The following is a 16,113-nucleotide window of genomic DNA, read 5'->3' as shown; positions in this document are numbered from 1 at the left end:
GATGGTACTGCAGGGGGGACCCTGTGGGAGAGTAGGACACCGCCGAACAAATATTATGGGAGACCCCCGCACCATCAGGTGCGGGGGTTTTCTGCATTCAGATATTGCTTTGACGGGCTCTTCCATGGGAAGAGCCCGTTTTGCGTTACAGGCGTCCGGCTGCTTTTAGGGCCAGATAGGCATCTGCCAGTGCCGGGGCGAGTTCGTCCGGTGTGGCGTCGACGACGGTGACACCGTGCCGGCGGAGTTGTTCGGCTGTGCGGTGTCGTTCGGTCTGGGCCTGGGCGGCGGCTGCGGCCTCGTAGACCGCGTCGGCGTTGCCGCGTGAGGTGGCCATGCGGGCGATGTGGGGATCGGCGACGGAGGCCACCAGGACGGTGTGGCGTTGGGTGAGCTGAGGGAGGACGGGGAGGAGGCCCTCCGCGACCGGGGCGGCGTCGAGTGTGGTCAGCAGGACGATGAGGGAGCGGCGGGGGGCGGTGCGGAGGGCTGCGGCGGTGAGGCCGCGGGCGTTCGTTTCGACCAGCTCGGGTTCGAGGGTCGCCATGGCGTTGACCAGGGACGGAAGAACGTCGCGTGCCGTTCGGCCCTGGACCAGGGCGCGTACGCGGCGGTCGTAGGCGAGGAGGTCGACGCGGTCGCCGGCGCGGGACGCCAGTACTGCGAGGAGTAGTGCGGCGTCCATGGAGGCGTCGAGGCGGAGGGCGTCGTCGACACGTCCTGCGGAGGTGCGGCCGGTGTCGAGGACCAGGAGGATGTGCCGGTCACGCTCGGGGCGCCAGGTGCGGACCGCGACCGTCGAGTGGCGGGCGGTGGCTCGCCAGTCGATGGAACGAGTGTCGTCGCCGGGAACGTACTCGCGCAGGCTGTCGAATTCTGTGCCCTCGCCGCGGGTCAGGACGCTGGTGCGGCCGTCCAGTTCGCGCAGGCGGGCCAGTTTCGACGGGAGGTGCTTGCGGCTGGTGAACGGGGGGAGGACGCGTACGGTCCAGGGGACCTTGTGGGTGCCTTGGCGGGAGAAGAGGCCGAGGGGGCCGACGGAGCGGATCGTGATGCGGTCGGTGTGCTGGTCGCCTCGGCGGGTGGGGCGTAGACGGGTGGTGATACGGCGGCGTTCGCCGGGCGGGACCGTCAGGCGGTGACGGGAGGCCTCGGTTTCTGTTCCTGGCTGCCAGCTGCTGGGGGGCCAGGCGTCGCGGAGGTGGGCGCGCAGGGGGCGGCCGGACGGGTTGGTGAGGGTGAGGGTGATGTCTGCCGGGTCGCCGAGGCGGGCGGTGGTGTCGCCGGAGCGGGTCAGGCCGAGTCGGCGTACGGGGGCTGCCAGGGCGAAGTCGCAGGCACAGGCGACGGCGAGGGGCGCGTTGACGGCGAGGATGCCCGTCCAGCTGGGGTCCCAGATGCCGATGGGGAGCGAGCCGAGGGCCGCGAGGAGTGCGGTGCGTCCGGTGAGGGCCATCAGCGGGGCACAGGGACGTGGGCGAGGATCGCGTTGATGACGGAGTCGGCGGTCACGCCTTCCATCTCGGCTTCCGGGCGGAGTTGCACGCGGTGGCGGAGGGTGGGGAGGGCGAGGGCTTTGACGTCGTCGGGGATGACGTAGTCGCGGCCGGTCAGCCAGGCCCAGGCGCGCGCTGTGGCGAGGAGGGCGGTCGCGCCGCGGGGGGAGACGCCGAGGGTGAGGGATGGTGACTCGCGGGTGGCGCGGCAGATGTCGACGACGTAGGCCGTGATCTCGGGGGAGATGGCGGTCTTGGCGACTGCCGCGCGGGCGGCTTCGAGGTCGGCGGGGCCTGCGACGGGGCGTACGCCGGCGGCGCGCAGGTCGCGCGGGTTGAAGCCTTCGGCGTGGCGGGTGAGGACGTCGATCTCCTCCTGCCGGGAGGGGAGCGGGATGGTCAGTTTGAGGAGGAAGCGGTCCAGCTGGGCTTCGGGGAGGGGGTAGGTGCCCTCGTACTCGACGGGGTTCTGGGTCGCGGCGACCAGGAACGGGTCGGGGAGTGGGCGAGGGGTGCCGTCGACGGTGACCTGGCGTTCCTCCATGGCTTCGAGGAGGGAGGACTGGGTCTTCGGCGGAGTGCGGTTGATCTCGTCGGCCAGGAGGAGGTTGGTGAAGACCGGGCCGGGCTGGAAGGAGAACTCGGCTGTGCGGGCGTCGTAGACGAGGGAGCCGGTGATGTCGCTCGGCATGAGGTCGGGGGTGAACTGGACGCGCTTGGTGTCGAGTTCCAGTGCGGAGGCGAGGGCGCGGACGAGCAACGTTTTGGCCACTCCGGGGACTCCTTCAAGGAGAACGTGTCCGCGGCAGAGGAGGGCGACGACGAGACCGGTCACGGCGGGGTCCTGGCCGACCACGGCCTTGGAGATCTCGGCGCGCAGGGCTTCCAGGGAGGCGCGGGCCCGGCCCGGGTCCCCGGTGTACCCGGCGTTGTCAGTGGTCGGGTCCATCATGGACGGCGTACCTCTCTTTCGAGGGCGTCGAGTTGGTCGGCGAGTGCGATCAGGGCCGCGTCGTCGCCGGGTGGTGGGCCGAAGAGGAGGGAGTGCAGGGACTGTCCGTCGCCGTGGAGGTGGGCGGACAGGGCGGGGACGAGTGCCTCGGGCGTGTGCGCCTGGGTGACGGGGACGCCTAGGAGAGGGGCGAGGCGGGTGCGGGTGGTGGAGCGAAGAGCGGCGGCCGCGCGGTCGCGGGCGTCCGCTTTGCGGTAGAGGCGGGCGTGGCCTTCGACGGTTTCGGAGGCGCGGATCGCCACGGGGAGTTTTTCGGGCACGAGTGGGCCGAGTCGGCGTGCCCGCCAGAGGGCGGCGAGGGCTGCCGCGACGAAGAGCTGCAGTGTGCCCCAGAGCCAGCCGGAGGGGAGCAGGTCGAAGAAGCTTTTTTTGTCGTCCGGGTCGGTGGCTGAGGTGTCGGAGACCGAGGGGAGGTACCAGACCAGATGGGTGCGGGAGCCGAGGAGTTGGAGGGCGAGCGAGGCGTTGCCCTGTTCGTCGAGGCGTTTGTTGTACAGGATGTCGGGCGCGCCGAGGACGATGGTGTCGCCGTCGCCGGTGGCGTCCGGGATGCGCAGCAGGGTGGCGAGGCGCTCGCTGGGGTAGCACTCGTCGGCGCCGAGGTGGCGGGTGGTGTAGCGGATGCCGCCGGTCTCTGCGGTGCCGGCGCTGCGGGCGGCGAGCAGTGCGCAGTCGGGGGAGAGCGCGGCGCCGCGGCTGTTGGCCGGGTCGGCGGTCACGCCGGGGGCGAGGGTGCTCACCGACCAGCTGCCGGGGGCGATGAGGAGGGTGCGGCCGCCGGAGCCGGTGATCGCCGAGCGCAGCTCCTGTTGTTGATGCTTCGTCAGGAGGTCGGGGGAGGCGATCAGGAGGGTGGTGTCGGGGCCGGCTGCGCTGCGGGCCGCGGTCAGGGTGGTGACCACGCGGGTGGACACGCCACGTTCGGCGAGGAGTTCGGCGACGGCGCGGCTGCCGTAGGGGTCGGGGGAGCGGGGGTCGAGGGCGCCGTGGCGGGCGTCGGAGTGGAGCGCGGCGAGCGTGATGGCTCCGGCCAGGAGAAGCACGAGGGCGAGGACGAGTCCTCGCGCGCGGGTCCACACCCGGTGGGCGGTGGGCGAGGCCGAGGTGGACGGGAGTGTGGCCTCGGTCGTCATTCGGCGGCTCCCTGGCGGGCGGGGTGGGCCGCGGTGTGGGTGCTGCTCGCCGTCAGTTGGGGCTTGGTGCGTTCCAGGTCGAGGTCGAGTTCGGCGATGCGTCCGTACGACTGCTCGGTCGCCCGGCGGCCGCCGTATGTGACGTCGTCGAAGTCGCGGGCGGCGGCGCGGAGTCGGTCGGTGTGGGCGGGCAGGGCGCGGCCGGCTTCGGCGGCGGCCTCGTCGGCCGTGCGGCCGGGGCGGGCGTCGAGGAGGGCGCGTTCCTCCAGGGAGCGGACGATGGCGCGCATGCGGTCCTGGACGGCCTGGTTCCAGTGGCCCTGGGCGGCGTGTGCCTCGGCGGCCGCTCGGTGTTCGGCGGCGCTGCGGGGACGGTCGTCGAACAGGGCGGCGGTGGAGGAGGGTGCGCGGCGCGGTGCGCCCAGGCGCCACCACAGGGCGGCTACGACGGCGAGGATGACGACCAGCAGGCCGAGTGTGCCGCCGGGGGTGGCGGTCGAGGCGGTGCCCAACAGGTCGCCGATCCAGTCCCAGAAGGCGTCCAGGGCGCGCTGGAGGAGGCTGGGGTCGTTCTGGTGGTACAAGTCCTTGGACAGCTCGCGGTGGGCCGCCTCGCGCGCGGGATCGCGTGGGATGGTCACCGGCGGTTCGTCGCCCGAGTGGGCCAGTGACAGCACGGTGCCGTTGCCCGCCCGCAGCAGGGCTTCCACGACCCGGTCCGCGATGCCGGGCAGCGTCCTTGGAGGCAGGCCGCCCGGGAGTGGTACTGCGGTGAGTGCTCCCCCCGTCAGGCTCACCGCATCAGCTCCCCGGAGTCGGGCCGGGAGCGGGGGAGCCGTAGTCCTGGAGGCCTGCGGCGCGGGCCAGGTCGAGGTCGAGGGCCTCGCGGCGGATGCGCTGGTCGATGTAGAGGAGCACGATGACGCCCGCCGCGATCGGGAAGGTGATCATGGAGCCGATGACGGAGCCGACGCCGCTGACGATCAGGTAGGTCCAGCCGTAGTCGCCGCCGGCTTCGACCATGTTGCTGACGCCGCCGTCGCTGAGGGAGGCGCCCAGGAGGGCGAACGGCACGACGACGATCATGGCGATGATGTTCGCGATGATCAGGGCGAGCAGCTGGATGCCGAAGACGCGCCACCAGGAGCCGCGGGTGAGTCTCGCGGAGCGGCCGAGTGCCTTCTTGATGCTCTGCTTCTCCAGCATCAGCGCGGGCGAGGCGAGGGAGAAGCGGACCAGCAGCCACAGCACGAGGACGACCGAGCCGAGGACGCCGAAGGCCTTGAGGGCGGATCCCGCGTCGGCGTTTCCGGCGGCGCTCACCAGGATGCCCGGCAGCAGGCACGCGAGGGCGACGCCGGCGGCCATGAGCACCAGCAGGAAGATCAGGCCGAACAGTTTGGGCACCTGGGGGCGGGCGTCGCGCCAGGCTTCTCCGAGGGTGACCGGTTTGCCGAGTACCGCGCGGCTGGTGACGGCGGTGAGGAGAGCGGTCGCCGTGATGGTGCCGAGGAGAGTGATGAGGAGGACGGGGCCGGAGGCGCGCATGGCGTCGCCCATGGCGTTGAGCTGCTCGTCGACGGTGGCGCTCGGGTCACCGAGGGCGGTCGTGTCCGTGGTGCCGTTCAGGATCAGGCCCTGGAGCAGGACGACGAAGACCTCGGTGACGATCGCGACGGTCAGCGAGATGCCGAGGACCGTGCGCCAGTAGGTGCGCATCGTGGCGACGGCGCCGTCGAGGATCTCGCCCACGCCGAGCGGGCGCAGCGGGATCACGCCGGGCTTGGCCGCGGGCGGGGGGCCGCCCCAGCCGGCGCCCCAGCCGCCGGGGGCTCCGTAACCGCCGGGAGGGCCGTAGCCGCCGGGGCCCGCGGGGCCGCCGAGGTGGCCGCCGCCCGGGCCTGCGGGCGGGTAGGCGCCCCAGCCCGGGTTGGGCGCAGGCGGCGGAGGGGGCGGGTTCTGGCCCGGGTCCTGGGGGCCTGTGGGCGCGGACCACTGGCCGGGCGGCGGCTGTTCCTTGGACCACTTCGCGCCGGGGCTCTGTGGGTTCGCGCCGGGCTGGTCCGCAGGCTGAGCGCCGGCGGGCCGGTCGGAGGGTTCGGCGGGGTGGGACGCGCCGGGCTCCTGTCCGTCGGACGGGGCGGATCCGGGCGAGGCCCAGCCCGGAGTGTCTTTCATCGTCGCTCCTTCACGGTGCCCGTCCGCGGTCGCGGCGGCAGGTTGGGAGCCATCGTGCCATGGGGTGCTCACCGGTGGATCGGCCGCGGTATGGGCTGCACTCCTTCAATTGTCCGCCGGATCGGGGGCAGACTGACGGCATGGCTGATCAGTACGCGCAATCCGGCGAGGACCAGCGGCCGACCGGGATACCCGCGATCCGTTGGGAGGAGCCGCCCGAGGGTCCGGTACTGGTTCTTCTCGACCAGACCAGACTGCCGGCCGAGGAAGTCGAACTGGTGTGTACGGACGCGTCTGTGCTGGTGGAGGCGATCCGTTCGCTGGCCGTGCGCGGGGCGCCGCTGCTCGGGATCGCCGGGGCGTACGGCGTCGCGCTCGCCGCCGCGCGCGGATTCGACGTGGACGAGGCCGCGAACGCCCTGGCCGGCGCCCGACCCACCGCGGTGAACCTGTCCGTCGGCGTGCGCCGGTCCCGGGCCGCCTATCGGGCGGCGCTCGCCGAGGGCGGTGATCCGGGGCAGGGCGCGCGGGCGGCGCTGGCGGCCGCGCGGCAGCTGCACCGGGAGGACGCCGAGGCCAGTGTCCGGATGGCCGGGCACGGGCTGGCGCTGCTCGACGAGCTGCTCCCGGGCGGCGGGCACCGGGTCCTCACGCATTGCAACACCGGTTCGCTGGTGTCGGGCGGGGAGGGGACGGCGTTCGCGGTGGCGCTCGCCACGCACCGGGTGGGGCGGCTTCGCCGGCTGTGGGTGGACGAGACCCGCCCGCTGTTGCAGGGAGCCCGGCTCACGGCGTACGAAGCGGCGCGCAACGGCATGGCGTACACCTTGCTGACGGACAACGCGGCAGGCTCGCTCTTCGCGGCGGGTGAGGTGGACGCGGTGCTGATCGGGGCAGACCGGATCGCGGCCGACGGGTCGGTGGCGAACAAGGTCGGGAGCTATCCGCTCGCGGTGCTTGCCCGGTACCACCATGTGCCGTTCATCGTGGTGGCACCGGTGACGACGGTGGATCCGGAGACGCCGGACGGGGCGTCGATCGAGGTGGAGCAGCGTCCCGGGTTCGAGGTCACGGAGGTCATGGCAGCCCAGGCGCAGGTGACGGGAGCGGGAGGAGGGATTCCGGTGGCGCCGCTGGGGACTCAGGCGTACAACCCGGCGTTCGATGTGACGCCGCCCGAGCTGGTGACGGCGATCGTCACGGAGGAAGGCGCGGTCTCGCCCGTGACGGCCGCCGCGCTCGCCGAGCTGTGCGGCAGGGCGGGCCAAGGCCGGGGTCCGGGCCGGGCCTGACGTGACCCGACCCGCCCCCCGTCGGTCGTCGGTCGTTGCTCCGGGCCGGGGTTCGGGTCATGAGCGTGCGGGTTGGCCCGCGATCAGGAGGGTGGTGTCTGTGGGGGCGGAAGCCCAGGCGGGCGTAGACGCGGGCGACGGTGTCCTCCGCGTAGGCGAGGAAGACCGTGTCGACGCCGTGGGCGCGTGCGTGGGTGACCAGGGCTGCTGTCACGGCGGCGGCCAGGCCCTGGCGGCGGGCGCAGGGGAGAGTGCCGACGCCGCCGATCTCCGTGGTGCCGGTCGCTGGGTGGTAGTGGCCGGTGGCCAGGGGGGTGCCGTCCGGGGCGAGGGCGGCGAGGAGCGTCTTGTGCCCGCTCGGAGCGTGGGACGCACGGCGGCCACGGTGCCGTCCTCGGCCAGCTCCGCGGCCAGCCTCGACAGCTGCGTGCGGTCCGACGGGCCGTTCGCCGGGTCGATCGAGGGGCGGGGTTCCGCGGCGAAGGCAAGGCGGGGGAGGGAGACGGCGGCGGGCAGTGCGGGGTCGTCCGCGGTCAGCGCGCGCAGCGTCACGCCGTCCGGCAGCGGCTGTGGGGGGAGCGGGTGGTGCCGCGGGAGGGCCATCAGGGGGCGTCGCAGGACCGGGAGGCCGGCGGCCTCGATGAGGGGGCGCAGGGCCGGCGCCGACTCGGCCAGCCATTCGAACGCTTCCGGTACGCCGAGCTCACGCTGGCGGGCACGCACCGTGGCGATGTCGGAGGCGCCGACGGAGGTCGCGCCCTGGGCGGTGGGCTGGGCGTGACCCGGGCCGCCGTAGTACGGGGCGCCCGGCTCCTTGCGGACGAACAGGCGCAGCGGGCCGAAGTCCTCGGCCTCGGCGAAGAGGAGGGGGACGGTGGCGTAGTACTCCTGGATGCGGTCGCGCAGCGGGTCGCTCATGCGGCGCATCCCACCATCGGAGGGCACCGCCGCGCATCGAGATATGCGGCTGAGATCGCTGCTGACATCAGTGCCGACACCAACGCTGACACCGACGTCGGGGGACCGGGGCAGACAGTGACGGTCCCGTACGACTATCGTCACTGGTCGGTGACCCTGCTCACCTGCGCAACCTTCACCGTTATGAGAATGGGATGATGTCGTTTATGAAGGGACGAGTCCTTGTCGTCGACGACGACACCGCACTGGCCGAGATGCTCGGCATTGTGCTGCGTGGTGAAGGTTTTGAGCCGTCTTTCGTGGCCGACGGCGACAAGGCGCTGGCTGCGTTCCGTGAGGCGAAGCCCGATCTGGTGCTGCTGGACCTGATGCTGCCCGGCCGGGACGGCATCGAGGTGTGCCGCCTGATCAGGGCGGAGTCCGGAGTGCCGATCGTCATGCTCACGGCCAAGAGCGACACCGTGGACGTGGTCGTCGGGCTGGAGTCCGGCGCCGACGACTACATCGTGAAGCCGTTCAAGCCGAAGGAGCTGGTCGCGCGGATCCGGGCGCGGCTGCGGCGGTCCGAGGAGCCCGCGCCGGAGCAGCTCGCCATAGGCGACCTGGTCATCGACGTGGCCGGTCACTCCGTGAAGCGGGACGGGCAGTCGATCGCGCTGACCCCGTTGGAGTTCGACCTGCTGGTCGCGCTCGCCCGCAAGCCCTGGCAGGTGTTCACCCGCGAGGTGCTCCTCGAACAGGTGTGGGGCTACCGGCATGCGGCGGACACCCGCCTGGTCAATGTGCATGTACAGCGGCTGCGCTCCAAGGTCGAGAAGGACCCGGAGCGGCCCGAGATCGTGGTGACCGTACGTGGCGTCGGATACAAGGCAGGACCCAGCTGACATGTCCGGGGACAGTGCCGCTTCGGCTCCCGGCCGGTCCGGGGCCCGTCCGGAGCGGCCTGTCGGCCGTAAGACGCCGGGTTCACGCTTCGCCCGCCTCCTCGAAGGCGGACTGCTCCAGGGCGGGGTGCAGGGCAGCCCCGTCCTGAGGCTGCTGCTGCGCTGGGTGCGCCGGCCGCTGCTGCCCGTCATGCGGCTGTGGCGGCGCAACATCCAGCTCAAGGTCGTCGCGACCACGCTGCTGATGTCGCTGGGCGTCGTCCTGCTGCTGGGCTTCGTCGTCATCGGACAGGTCCGCAACGGGCTGCTGGACGCCAAGGTCAAGGCGTCCCAGAGCCAGGCCACCGGCGGGTTCGCCGTGGCCAAGCAGAAGGCCGACGAGGCCGCCAGCGCCGTCGCCGACGACGGAACTCCCGCGAACGGCCGTGCCTCGCAGAACGTCATCGAATGGATGAGCGAGCTGGTGCTGTCGCTGTCCAGCGGCGGCCAGGGCGCCTTCGACGTGGTCACCCTGCCCCCCGGCGACGACACCGACGGCGGCCGCGGGCCGCGCGCCTCCGGCTTCGTCGACCCCAACAAGAGCGTCCCGGAGAACCTCCGCGCGCGGGTCAACACCAGCACCGGCGCGGTCCAGAGCTACTCCCGCATCATCTACCTCAGCGACAAGGAATCCCAGCCGGCCCTCGTCATCGGCAAACAGGTCAACGACCCCAACGGCGACACCTACGAGCTGTACTACCTCTTCCCGCTCACACAGGAGGAGAAGTCGCTGAGTCTGGTCAAGGGGACGCTGGCGACCGCCGGACTCTTCGTCGTCGTCCTCCTCGGGGCTATCGCCTGGCTCGTGGTGCGGCAGGTCGTCACGCCCGTGCGGATGGCCGCCGGGATCGCCGAACGGCTCTCCGCCGGGCGGCTCCAGGAGCGTATGAAGGTCGCCGGCGAGGACGACATCGCCCGCCTCGGCGAGGCCTTCAACAAGATGGCGCAGAACCTCCAGCTGAAGATCCAGCAACTGGAGGAACTGTCACGGATGCAGCGGCGGTTCGTCTCCGACGTCTCGCACGAGCTGCGGACGCCGCTGACGACCGTACGCATGGCCGCCGACGTCATCCACGACGCCCGGGTCGACTTCGACCCCATCACCGCGCGGTCCGCCGAGCTGCTCGCCGACCAGCTCGACCGGTTCGAGACGCTCCTCGCCGACCTGCTGGAGATCAGCCGCTTCGACGCCGGCGCCGCCGCCCTGGAGGCCGAGCCGATCGATCTCAGGGAGGTCGTGCGGCGGGTCGTCAGCGGGGCCGCGCCGCTCGCCGAACGCAAGGGGACGACCGTCCGCGTCATCGGCGACCAGCAGCCCGTCGTCGCCGAGGCCGACGCCCGGCGTGTGGAGCGGGTGCTGCGCAACCTCGTGGTCAACGCCGTGGAACACGGCGAGGGCAAGGACGTCATCGTCAAACTGGCCGCCGCGGGCGGGGCCGTCGCCATCGCCGTGCGCGACTACGGCGTCGGGCTCAAGCCCGGCGAGGCCACCCGCGTCTTCAGCCGGTTCTGGCGCGCCGACCCGGCACGCGCGCGTACCACCGGCGGCACCGGCCTGGGGCTGTCCATCGCCCTGGAGGACGCGCGACTGCACGGCGGCTGGCTGCAGGCCTGGGGAGAGCCCGGGGGCGGCTCGCAGTTCCGGCTGACGCTGCCCAGGACCGCCGACGAGCCGCTGCGGGGCTCACCGATACCGCTCGAGCCCAAGGACTCCCGCCGTAACCGCGGCGAGCTCGACGAGGCCGGGCAGCCGCGCGGCGACGGCGAGAAGAGCGCGACGGTGCCGGTGCAGCCCGCCGCCGAGCAACTGTCGGCCGCCCGGACCCCGCTCGCCCCCCGGATGACCGCCGTCACCCCCACGGCCGATCCGACGGCGTTGCCCGGCAACGGCGCGCGCGTGGTGCCGCGGCCCGCCTCCGGCACGAACGGCGGACGACGGCAGGACGAGACGCCCGCCGCCGGGACCACGGCACGCGGCGAGGGACCGCAGCGGCGGGAGCAGACGGGGCAGCCGGAGCGGCCCGAGCCGCCAGGAAACGCTGACACGGGGGACACGGACGGCGTGGGCGACGCGACGCCGAGGGGGACCGCGGACCGGCCGGGCGCAGGGGCGCGGGGCGCGGACGAGCATGGGGAGGTATTTCGTGGGCGCTGAGCAGCGCGAGGGGGGAACCCGGCGCACGCCGGGGCGCGCAGTGGCGTACGCCGCCTGTGGCGTCGTAGTGCTGGCGGGGTGCGCCTCGATGCCCGACAGCGGGGATCTGCGCGACGTCGAAGCCACCCAGCGCCAGGACACCCAGGTACGGGTGTTCGCGATGCCGCCCCGGGACGACGCACCGCCCTCGGAGATCGTCCAGGGCTTCCTCGAGGCGCTCACCAGCGACGACCCGGGCTACTCGACGGCACGGCAGTACCTGACCGAGAAAGTCGCCCAGAAGTGGGAGCCGGAACGGTCCACGACGGTCCTGGCGGACGGGCCTGCGACCGAGGCCGGACCCTCAGGGGGCCGGGAGGACGGCGACGACTACTCGTTCGTCCTGACCGGCACGAGGGTCGCCACCGTCGACGCCCAGCAGTCGTACACGCCCGCCTCGGGCAGATACGGGCAGACGGTCCACCTCACCCGCGACAGGAAGACCGGGCAGTGGCGCATCGACTCGCTCCCCCCTGGCGTCGTCATGGGCAAGTCGGACTTCCAGCGCAACTACGTGTCCGTCAACAAGTACTACTTCGCCTCCAACACCAAGGCCGACAGCTCCGGGCAGCCCATGGCCGTCGCCGACCCCGTCTACGTGCGGGAACGGGTCGACCCCATGACGCAGGTCGTGCAGTCCGTGCTCAACGGGCCCACCAGCTGGCTCCGGCACGTCGTCAGATCCGGCTTCCCCACCGGAACCGCGCTGCCCAAGGGAGTCACCCCGCTGACGCCCGACGACCAGAACAAGCTCACCGTGCCGCTGAACGACAAGGCCGCCGACATCGGACAGGGCAAGTGCGAGGAGATGGCGGCCCAGCTGCTGTTCTCCCTGCAGAGCCTGACCCCCACCGTCGACGAGGTCGCGCTGCGCGCGGGCGGCACACAGCTGTGCTCCCTCAACGAGGAGCGGGCCGGGAGCGTCGCGGCACGCGGCTCGGAGACCGACCCCGACTACCTGTACTTCATCGACGGCCAGCACCGTCTCGCCCGTATCTCGAGCGGCAGCAGCAGCGGCTACGCCAAAGCCGTCCCCGTGCCCGGAGCGCTCGGCGACGGCAGCAAGGCGCTCAGCTCGGTGGCCGTGGCCCGCGACGAACACAGCGCCGCCGGAGTCGCCCTCGACGGCAAGACGCTCTACGTCACCTCCACCGTGTCGGGCAGTTCCATCGGCGACCCCGTGCTCCAGAGCAAGGGCAAGACGGAGACCGACCGGCTCACCACCCCCAGCTGGGATGCCCAGGGCAACCTGTGGGTGGCCGATCGCGACCCCGAGGCCCCTCGCCTGCTGATGCTGGAGAAGGGCGGCGGCCAGCCGACGGAGGTGCTCACGCCGGGTCTGGACGGCCGTATCAACGCCGTGCGCGTGGCTGCCGACGGGGTGCGGATCGCGCTCGTCGTGGACAAGGGCGGCAAGCAGTCCCTGCTCATCGGACGGATCGAACGCAGCGCGGGCAGCGGCGAGCCGACGACCATGTCGGTCCAGGAACTGCGCTCCGCGACCCCGGAGTTGGAACAGGTCACGGCCATGTCGTGGGCCGGGGACAGCCGGCTCGTGGTGGTCGGGCGCGAGGCGGGCGGTGTGGAGCAGGTGCAGTACGTGCAGTGCGACGGCTCGATCCCCGAGGTGGGCACGCTTCCCGGCCTCACCGAGGTCAAGAGCATCGCCGCATCCGAGAGCAGCGACACCCCGCTCTTCGCGACCTCCAAGGACGGCCTGCTGTGGCTGCCCGGCGGGAGCGGTTGGCGGACGTTGAAGGAGACCGCGTCGGTCGCGTTTTACCCGGGGTGATCTTTTCCCGCCCGGCTGTCGCGGCTCCCTCGGCTCTCTCGGCTGTTCCCGGCATTCCAGGGCGAAGCCCTTTGGATCTGCTTTCTGTCTGAACCTTTCTGCCTGCCTTCGCGAGAGTTTTCCACAGGGCGTCGACGGAGTTCCAGACGGTTTTCCACAGGGGTGGCAGACCGCTTCGGACGTTGGCAGAGTGATCGACGTGGAAGGCGTTCGCAGGTGGTGGCAGGAACTCACCGGCCTGGTGCTGCCCGCCGCGTGCGGAGGCTGCGGAAGCGCACGTACGGTGCTCTGCCCGCAGTGCCGAGCGGCGCTGGGCGGGGCCGTGCCGTTCAGGGTGCGGCCCGTGCCGGAACCGCCAGGGCTGCCCGCCGTGCACGCGGCGGCCCGGTATGCGGACGAGGTACGGGCGGTGCTGCTGGCCCACAAGGAACGCGGCGCGCTGGCACTCACGCGACCGCTGGGCGCGGCGCTGGCGGGGGCGGTGCGGGCGGGGGTGAGGGAGGCGGGGGAGGGGGTGGGGGCGGGGGAGGGGCCCCCACCCCCGGGAGGCGTCCTGCTCGTCCCCGTTCCGTCCGCCCGTGCCGCCGTACGCGCGCGTGGTCATGATCCTGCGCGGCGGATCGCGCTCGCGGCGGCCGGTGAGTTGCGGCGGGCCGGGGTGCCGGCGCGGGTGGCCGCGGTGCTGCGGCAGCGGCGGGCCGTGGCCGACCAGGCGGGGCTCGATTCCCGGCAGCGGCTGGACAACCTGGTGGGTGCGCTGGCGGTGGTGCCCGGGGGCGCGCGGGTGCTGTGCGGTGGTGCGGTGGTGCTCGTCGACGATCTGGTCACCACGGGCGCTTCGCTGGCGGAGGCGGCGCGCGCGGTGCGGTCGGCGACGGCGGCGGAGCGTGCGGAGTGTGCGGAGCGGGTGGGGCGGGTGGAAGGTGGGGTGAGGGTGGGAGAGGGCGCGGCGTGGGGTGGAGGTGCAGCGGCTGTGTACGGCGGTGTCTCCCGGGAAGACAGAGATGACAGAGACGGCGGTGTGGGCCGTCCGGACAGGGCGGTGGAGCCGTCCGGAGCAGGTGAGGGAGGCGTGGGCGGGGTGTCGGCGGGCGTGGGCGGCGGCGGTGACGTGCTCTGTGCGGCCGTGGTCGCGGCGTCGCCGGGCTCTCTCGAAATAAACCGGAACTGAGTGAGAACTTGCGTCGTTGCAGGTAATGAGAGGGCCAATTCACCTGGACGGAGGTACGCGGCAGTAGAGGGTGACGACATCCGTCCGGGCGAGATATGTTCGGTTGTGAGGGAAAGCCGCAGGCCACACCTCTCATATCCGAATGCCGTGCTGCGGTTTTCGTAATCTTCCGCAGCGCCTGGGGTGTAGATCTCGCCCGTGGGGGAGGAGGAGGTGGAAGTCACCGAGTCAGAGGTTCCGGTGCTCACCGGGGCCTGGTGCAAAAGGGAGACGCTCCGCCGTCGAAGCGGAGTGATCCGGGAACGGAGTTCTGCGTGGACATCGTCGTCAAGGGCCGCAAGACCGAGGTGCCCGAGCGGTTCCGCAAGCACGTGGCCGAGAAGCTGAACCTGGAGAAGATCCAGAAGCTCGACGGCAAGGTGATCAGCCTCGACGTCGAGGTGTCCAAGGAGCCCAACCCCCGACAGGCAGACCGGTGTGACCGAGTGGAGATCACTCTCCGTTCCCGCGGTCCCGTGATCCGGGCGGAAGCGGCGGCCAACGACCCGTACGCGGCACTCGACCTGGCGGCGGAGAAGCTGGACGCCCAGCTGCGCAAGCAGCACGACAAGCGATACACGCGCCGCGGCGCCCGCAGGCTCTCCGCGGCAGAGGTTCCCGACCACGTTCCGGGCGTGGCGACGCTCAACGGCAACGGCCGCCCCGTTCCGGCCGGTGCGTCGGACAGCGTGCCGACCAGGAAGATCGGCTCGCTCGAGGTGCAGGGCGACGGCCCCCTCGTGGTCCGAGAGAAGACGCACGTGGCCGCCCCGATGACCCTTGACCAGGCCCTCTATGAGATGGAACTGGTCGGACACGACTTCTACCTGTTCGTCGACTCCGAGACGAAGCAGCCCAGCGTCGTCTACCGGCGGCACGCCTACGACTACGGCGTGATCTACCTCGACACCGACCCGATGGTGGCCCAGGCGCACTCCCCCGAGGCGGGTGGCGCGCTGGGCGGCTGACGCCGTCCGGTGACGGCTGAGGCCCTTGCCCTGGTGACATTGCCCTGGTGACAGCGAGCGGTGTGCCCCTGGAAGCGCGTGTGCGCCCCCAGGGGCACCCTCGTGCGACCCCTCGGGGCAGCGCTCTGTCATCGCGTTGTCCGTCGGGCATGGAATCATGGCAGGGCGGCTCAACCGGTGGGCCGTTGCCTTGGGTTGGCGATGGCTCTGGACCACGGCCACAGCCTTCAGGGGGAGGAACGATGGCGGACAGCTTCGGACCGATGCGGGACGAGGGGGCCGGCGACGGCGTCGTCGGCATGGGCCCGGACGGGGGCACAGCACGCAAGGAGCCGATCAGAGTCCTTGTCGTGGACGACCACGCCCTGTTCCGCCGCGGACTGGAGATCGTGCTCGCGGCCGAGGAGGACATTCAGGTCGTCGGTGAGGCGGGGGACGGCGCGGAGGCCGTGGACAAGGCGGCCGACCTGCTGCCGGACATCGTGCTGATGGACGTGCGGATGCCCAAGCGCGGCGGTATCGAGGCGTGCACCTCCATCAAGGAGGTGGCCCCCAGCGCGAAGATCATCATGCTGACGATCAGCGACGAGGAGGCCGACCTCTACGAGGCGATCAAGGCGGGCGCGACCGGCTATCTCCTCAAGGAGATCTCCACGGACGAGGTGGCCACCGCGATCCGCGCGGTCGCCGACGGGCAGTCGCAGATCAGCCCCTCCATGGCGTCGAAGCTGCTCACCGAGTTCAAGTCGATGATCCAGCGGACCGACGAGCGTCGGCTCGTGCCCGCGCCGCGGCTGACGGACCGGGAGCTGGAGGTGCTCAAGCTGGTCGCCACGGGGATGAACAACCGTGACATCGCCAAGGAGTTGTTCATCTCCGAGAACACCGTGAAGAACCATGTGCGCAACATCCTGGAGAAGCTGCAGCTGCACTCCAGGATGGAGGCGGTGGTGTACGCGATGCGGGAGAAGATTCTCGAGATCCAGTGAATCGCCTG

Annotated in this window: 12 protein-coding genes and 1 pseudogene; 7 read left to right on the top strand and 6 right to left on the bottom strand. The window is 71.8% G+C overall.

Annotated elements, in window-relative coordinates:
- Positions 1–145: 145 nt before the first annotated feature.
- From AB0J04_RS32195 to AB0J04_RS32175, 5 genes are all read right to left on the bottom strand, one after another.
- Complete coding sequence (locus AB0J04_RS32195) at positions 146–1,456, bottom strand: DUF58 domain-containing protein (protein WP_363172130.1); 1,311 nt, start codon at positions 1,454–1,456, stop codon at positions 146–148.
- Complete coding sequence (locus AB0J04_RS32190) at positions 1,456–2,445, bottom strand: MoxR family ATPase (protein WP_363172129.1); 990 nt, start codon at positions 2,443–2,445, stop codon at positions 1,456–1,458. The genes AB0J04_RS32195 and AB0J04_RS32190 overlap by 1 nt, the downstream gene beginning before the upstream one ends.
- Positions 2,445–3,641: a DUF4350 domain-containing protein gene (locus AB0J04_RS32185; RefSeq protein WP_363172128.1), complete on the bottom strand. Its 1,197-nt coding sequence runs from the start codon at positions 3,639–3,641 to the stop codon at positions 2,445–2,447. Before AB0J04_RS32185 ends, AB0J04_RS32190 begins: the two co-directional genes overlap by 1 nt.
- Complete coding sequence (locus AB0J04_RS32180; protein ID WP_363172133.1) at positions 3,638–4,342, bottom strand: DUF4129 domain-containing protein; 705 nt, start codon at positions 4,340–4,342, stop codon at positions 3,638–3,640. Before AB0J04_RS32180 ends, AB0J04_RS32185 begins: the two co-directional genes overlap by 4 nt.
- 100 nt (positions 4,343–4,442) lie before the next feature.
- Positions 4,443–5,819, bottom strand: a complete 1,377-nt coding sequence (locus tag AB0J04_RS32175; protein WP_363172127.1) for a glycerophosphoryl diester phosphodiesterase membrane domain-containing protein — start codon at positions 5,817–5,819, stop codon at positions 4,443–4,445.
- Positions 5,820–5,959: 140 nt separating this feature from the next.
- Between AB0J04_RS32175 and mtnA the strand changes: the two genes are divergently transcribed.
- Positions 5,960–7,111: an S-methyl-5-thioribose-1-phosphate isomerase gene (mtnA, locus tag AB0J04_RS32170; RefSeq protein ID WP_363172126.1), complete on the top strand. Its 1,152-nt coding sequence runs from the start codon at positions 5,960–5,962 to the stop codon at positions 7,109–7,111.
- A 57-nt stretch (positions 7,112–7,168) separates the two neighbouring features.
- On the opposite strand, the pseudogene AB0J04_RS32165 reads toward mtnA, so the two are convergent.
- A pseudogene (locus AB0J04_RS32165) lies at positions 7,169–8,029 on the bottom strand (GNAT family N-acetyltransferase).
- 194 nt (positions 8,030–8,223) lie between these two features.
- Between AB0J04_RS32165 and mtrA the strand changes: the two are divergent.
- The 6 genes from mtrA to AB0J04_RS32135 all read left to right on the top strand — a co-directional run bounded on the left by mtrA (position 8,224) and on the right by AB0J04_RS32135 (position 16,105).
- A complete protein-coding gene (gene mtrA, locus AB0J04_RS32160) occupies positions 8,224–8,913 on the top strand; it encodes a two-component system response regulator MtrA (protein WP_187283109.1) in 690 nt (229 codons plus the stop codon).
- Position 8,914: 1 nt separating this feature from the next.
- Positions 8,915–11,107, top strand: coding sequence for an MtrAB system histidine kinase MtrB (gene mtrB, locus AB0J04_RS32155; RefSeq protein ID WP_363172125.1), 2,193 nt, complete (start codon positions 8,915–8,917; stop codon positions 11,105–11,107).
- Positions 11,097–12,938 carry an LpqB family beta-propeller domain-containing protein gene (locus tag AB0J04_RS32150; protein ID WP_363172124.1) on the top strand — a complete coding sequence of 614 codons (1,842 nt, stop codon included), beginning with the start codon at positions 11,097–11,099 and terminating at the stop codon, positions 12,936–12,938. The genes mtrB and AB0J04_RS32150 overlap by 11 nt, the downstream gene beginning before the upstream one ends.
- 199 nt (positions 12,939–13,137) lie before the next feature.
- Entirely contained in the window at positions 13,138–14,109 is a 972-nt protein-coding gene (locus tag AB0J04_RS32145) for a ComF family protein (RefSeq protein ID WP_363172132.1), read from the top strand.
- Between the two features lie 314 nt (positions 14,110–14,423).
- On the top strand, positions 14,424–15,116 hold the full coding sequence (raiA, locus tag AB0J04_RS32140) for a ribosome-associated translation inhibitor RaiA (protein ID WP_363172123.1): 693 nt from the start codon (positions 14,424–14,426) through the stop codon (positions 15,114–15,116).
- A 242-nt stretch (positions 15,117–15,358) separates the two neighbouring features.
- The gene (locus AB0J04_RS32135) at positions 15,359–16,105 is read left to right on the top strand and encodes a response regulator transcription factor (RefSeq protein ID WP_351919171.1); all 747 of its coding nucleotides are present in this window, start codon (positions 15,359–15,361) and stop codon (positions 16,103–16,105) included.
- The last annotated feature ends 8 nt before the right edge of the window (positions 16,106–16,113 follow it).

This window comes from Streptomyces sp. NPDC050263, from assembly GCF_040655955.1.
GTDB lineage: Bacteria > Actinomycetota > Actinomycetes > Streptomycetales > Streptomycetaceae > Streptomyces.
This window is presented reverse-complemented; position numbering and strand designations above follow the sequence as displayed.

Excerpts from the sequence above, each read along its gene's own strand:
- AB0J04_RS32185 (WP_363172128.1), bottom strand. The coding sequence starts at position 3,641 with ATGACGACCGAGGCCACACTCCCGTCCACCTCGGCCTCGCCCACCGCC.
- AB0J04_RS32195 (WP_363172130.1), bottom strand. The coding sequence starts at position 1,456 with ATGGCCCTCACCGGACGCACCGCACTCCTCGCGGCCCTCGGCTCGCTC.
- mtrB (WP_363172125.1), top strand. The coding sequence starts at position 8,915 with ATGTCCGGGGACAGTGCCGCTTCGGCTCCCGGCCGGTCCGGGGCCCGT.
- AB0J04_RS32135 (WP_351919171.1), top strand. The coding sequence starts at position 15,359 with ATGGCGGACAGCTTCGGACCGATGCGGGACGAGGGGGCCGGCGACGGC.
- mtrA (WP_187283109.1), top strand. The coding sequence starts at position 8,224 with ATGATGTCGTTTATGAAGGGACGAGTCCTTGTCGTCGACGACGACACC.
- AB0J04_RS32190 (WP_363172129.1), bottom strand. The coding sequence starts at position 2,445 with ATGGACCCGACCACTGACAACGCCGGGTACACCGGGGACCCGGGCCGG.
- AB0J04_RS32175 (WP_363172127.1), bottom strand. The coding sequence starts at position 5,819 with ATGAAAGACACTCCGGGCTGGGCCTCGCCCGGATCCGCCCCGTCCGAC.
- mtnA (WP_363172126.1), top strand. The coding sequence starts at position 5,960 with ATGGCTGATCAGTACGCGCAATCCGGCGAGGACCAGCGGCCGACCGGG.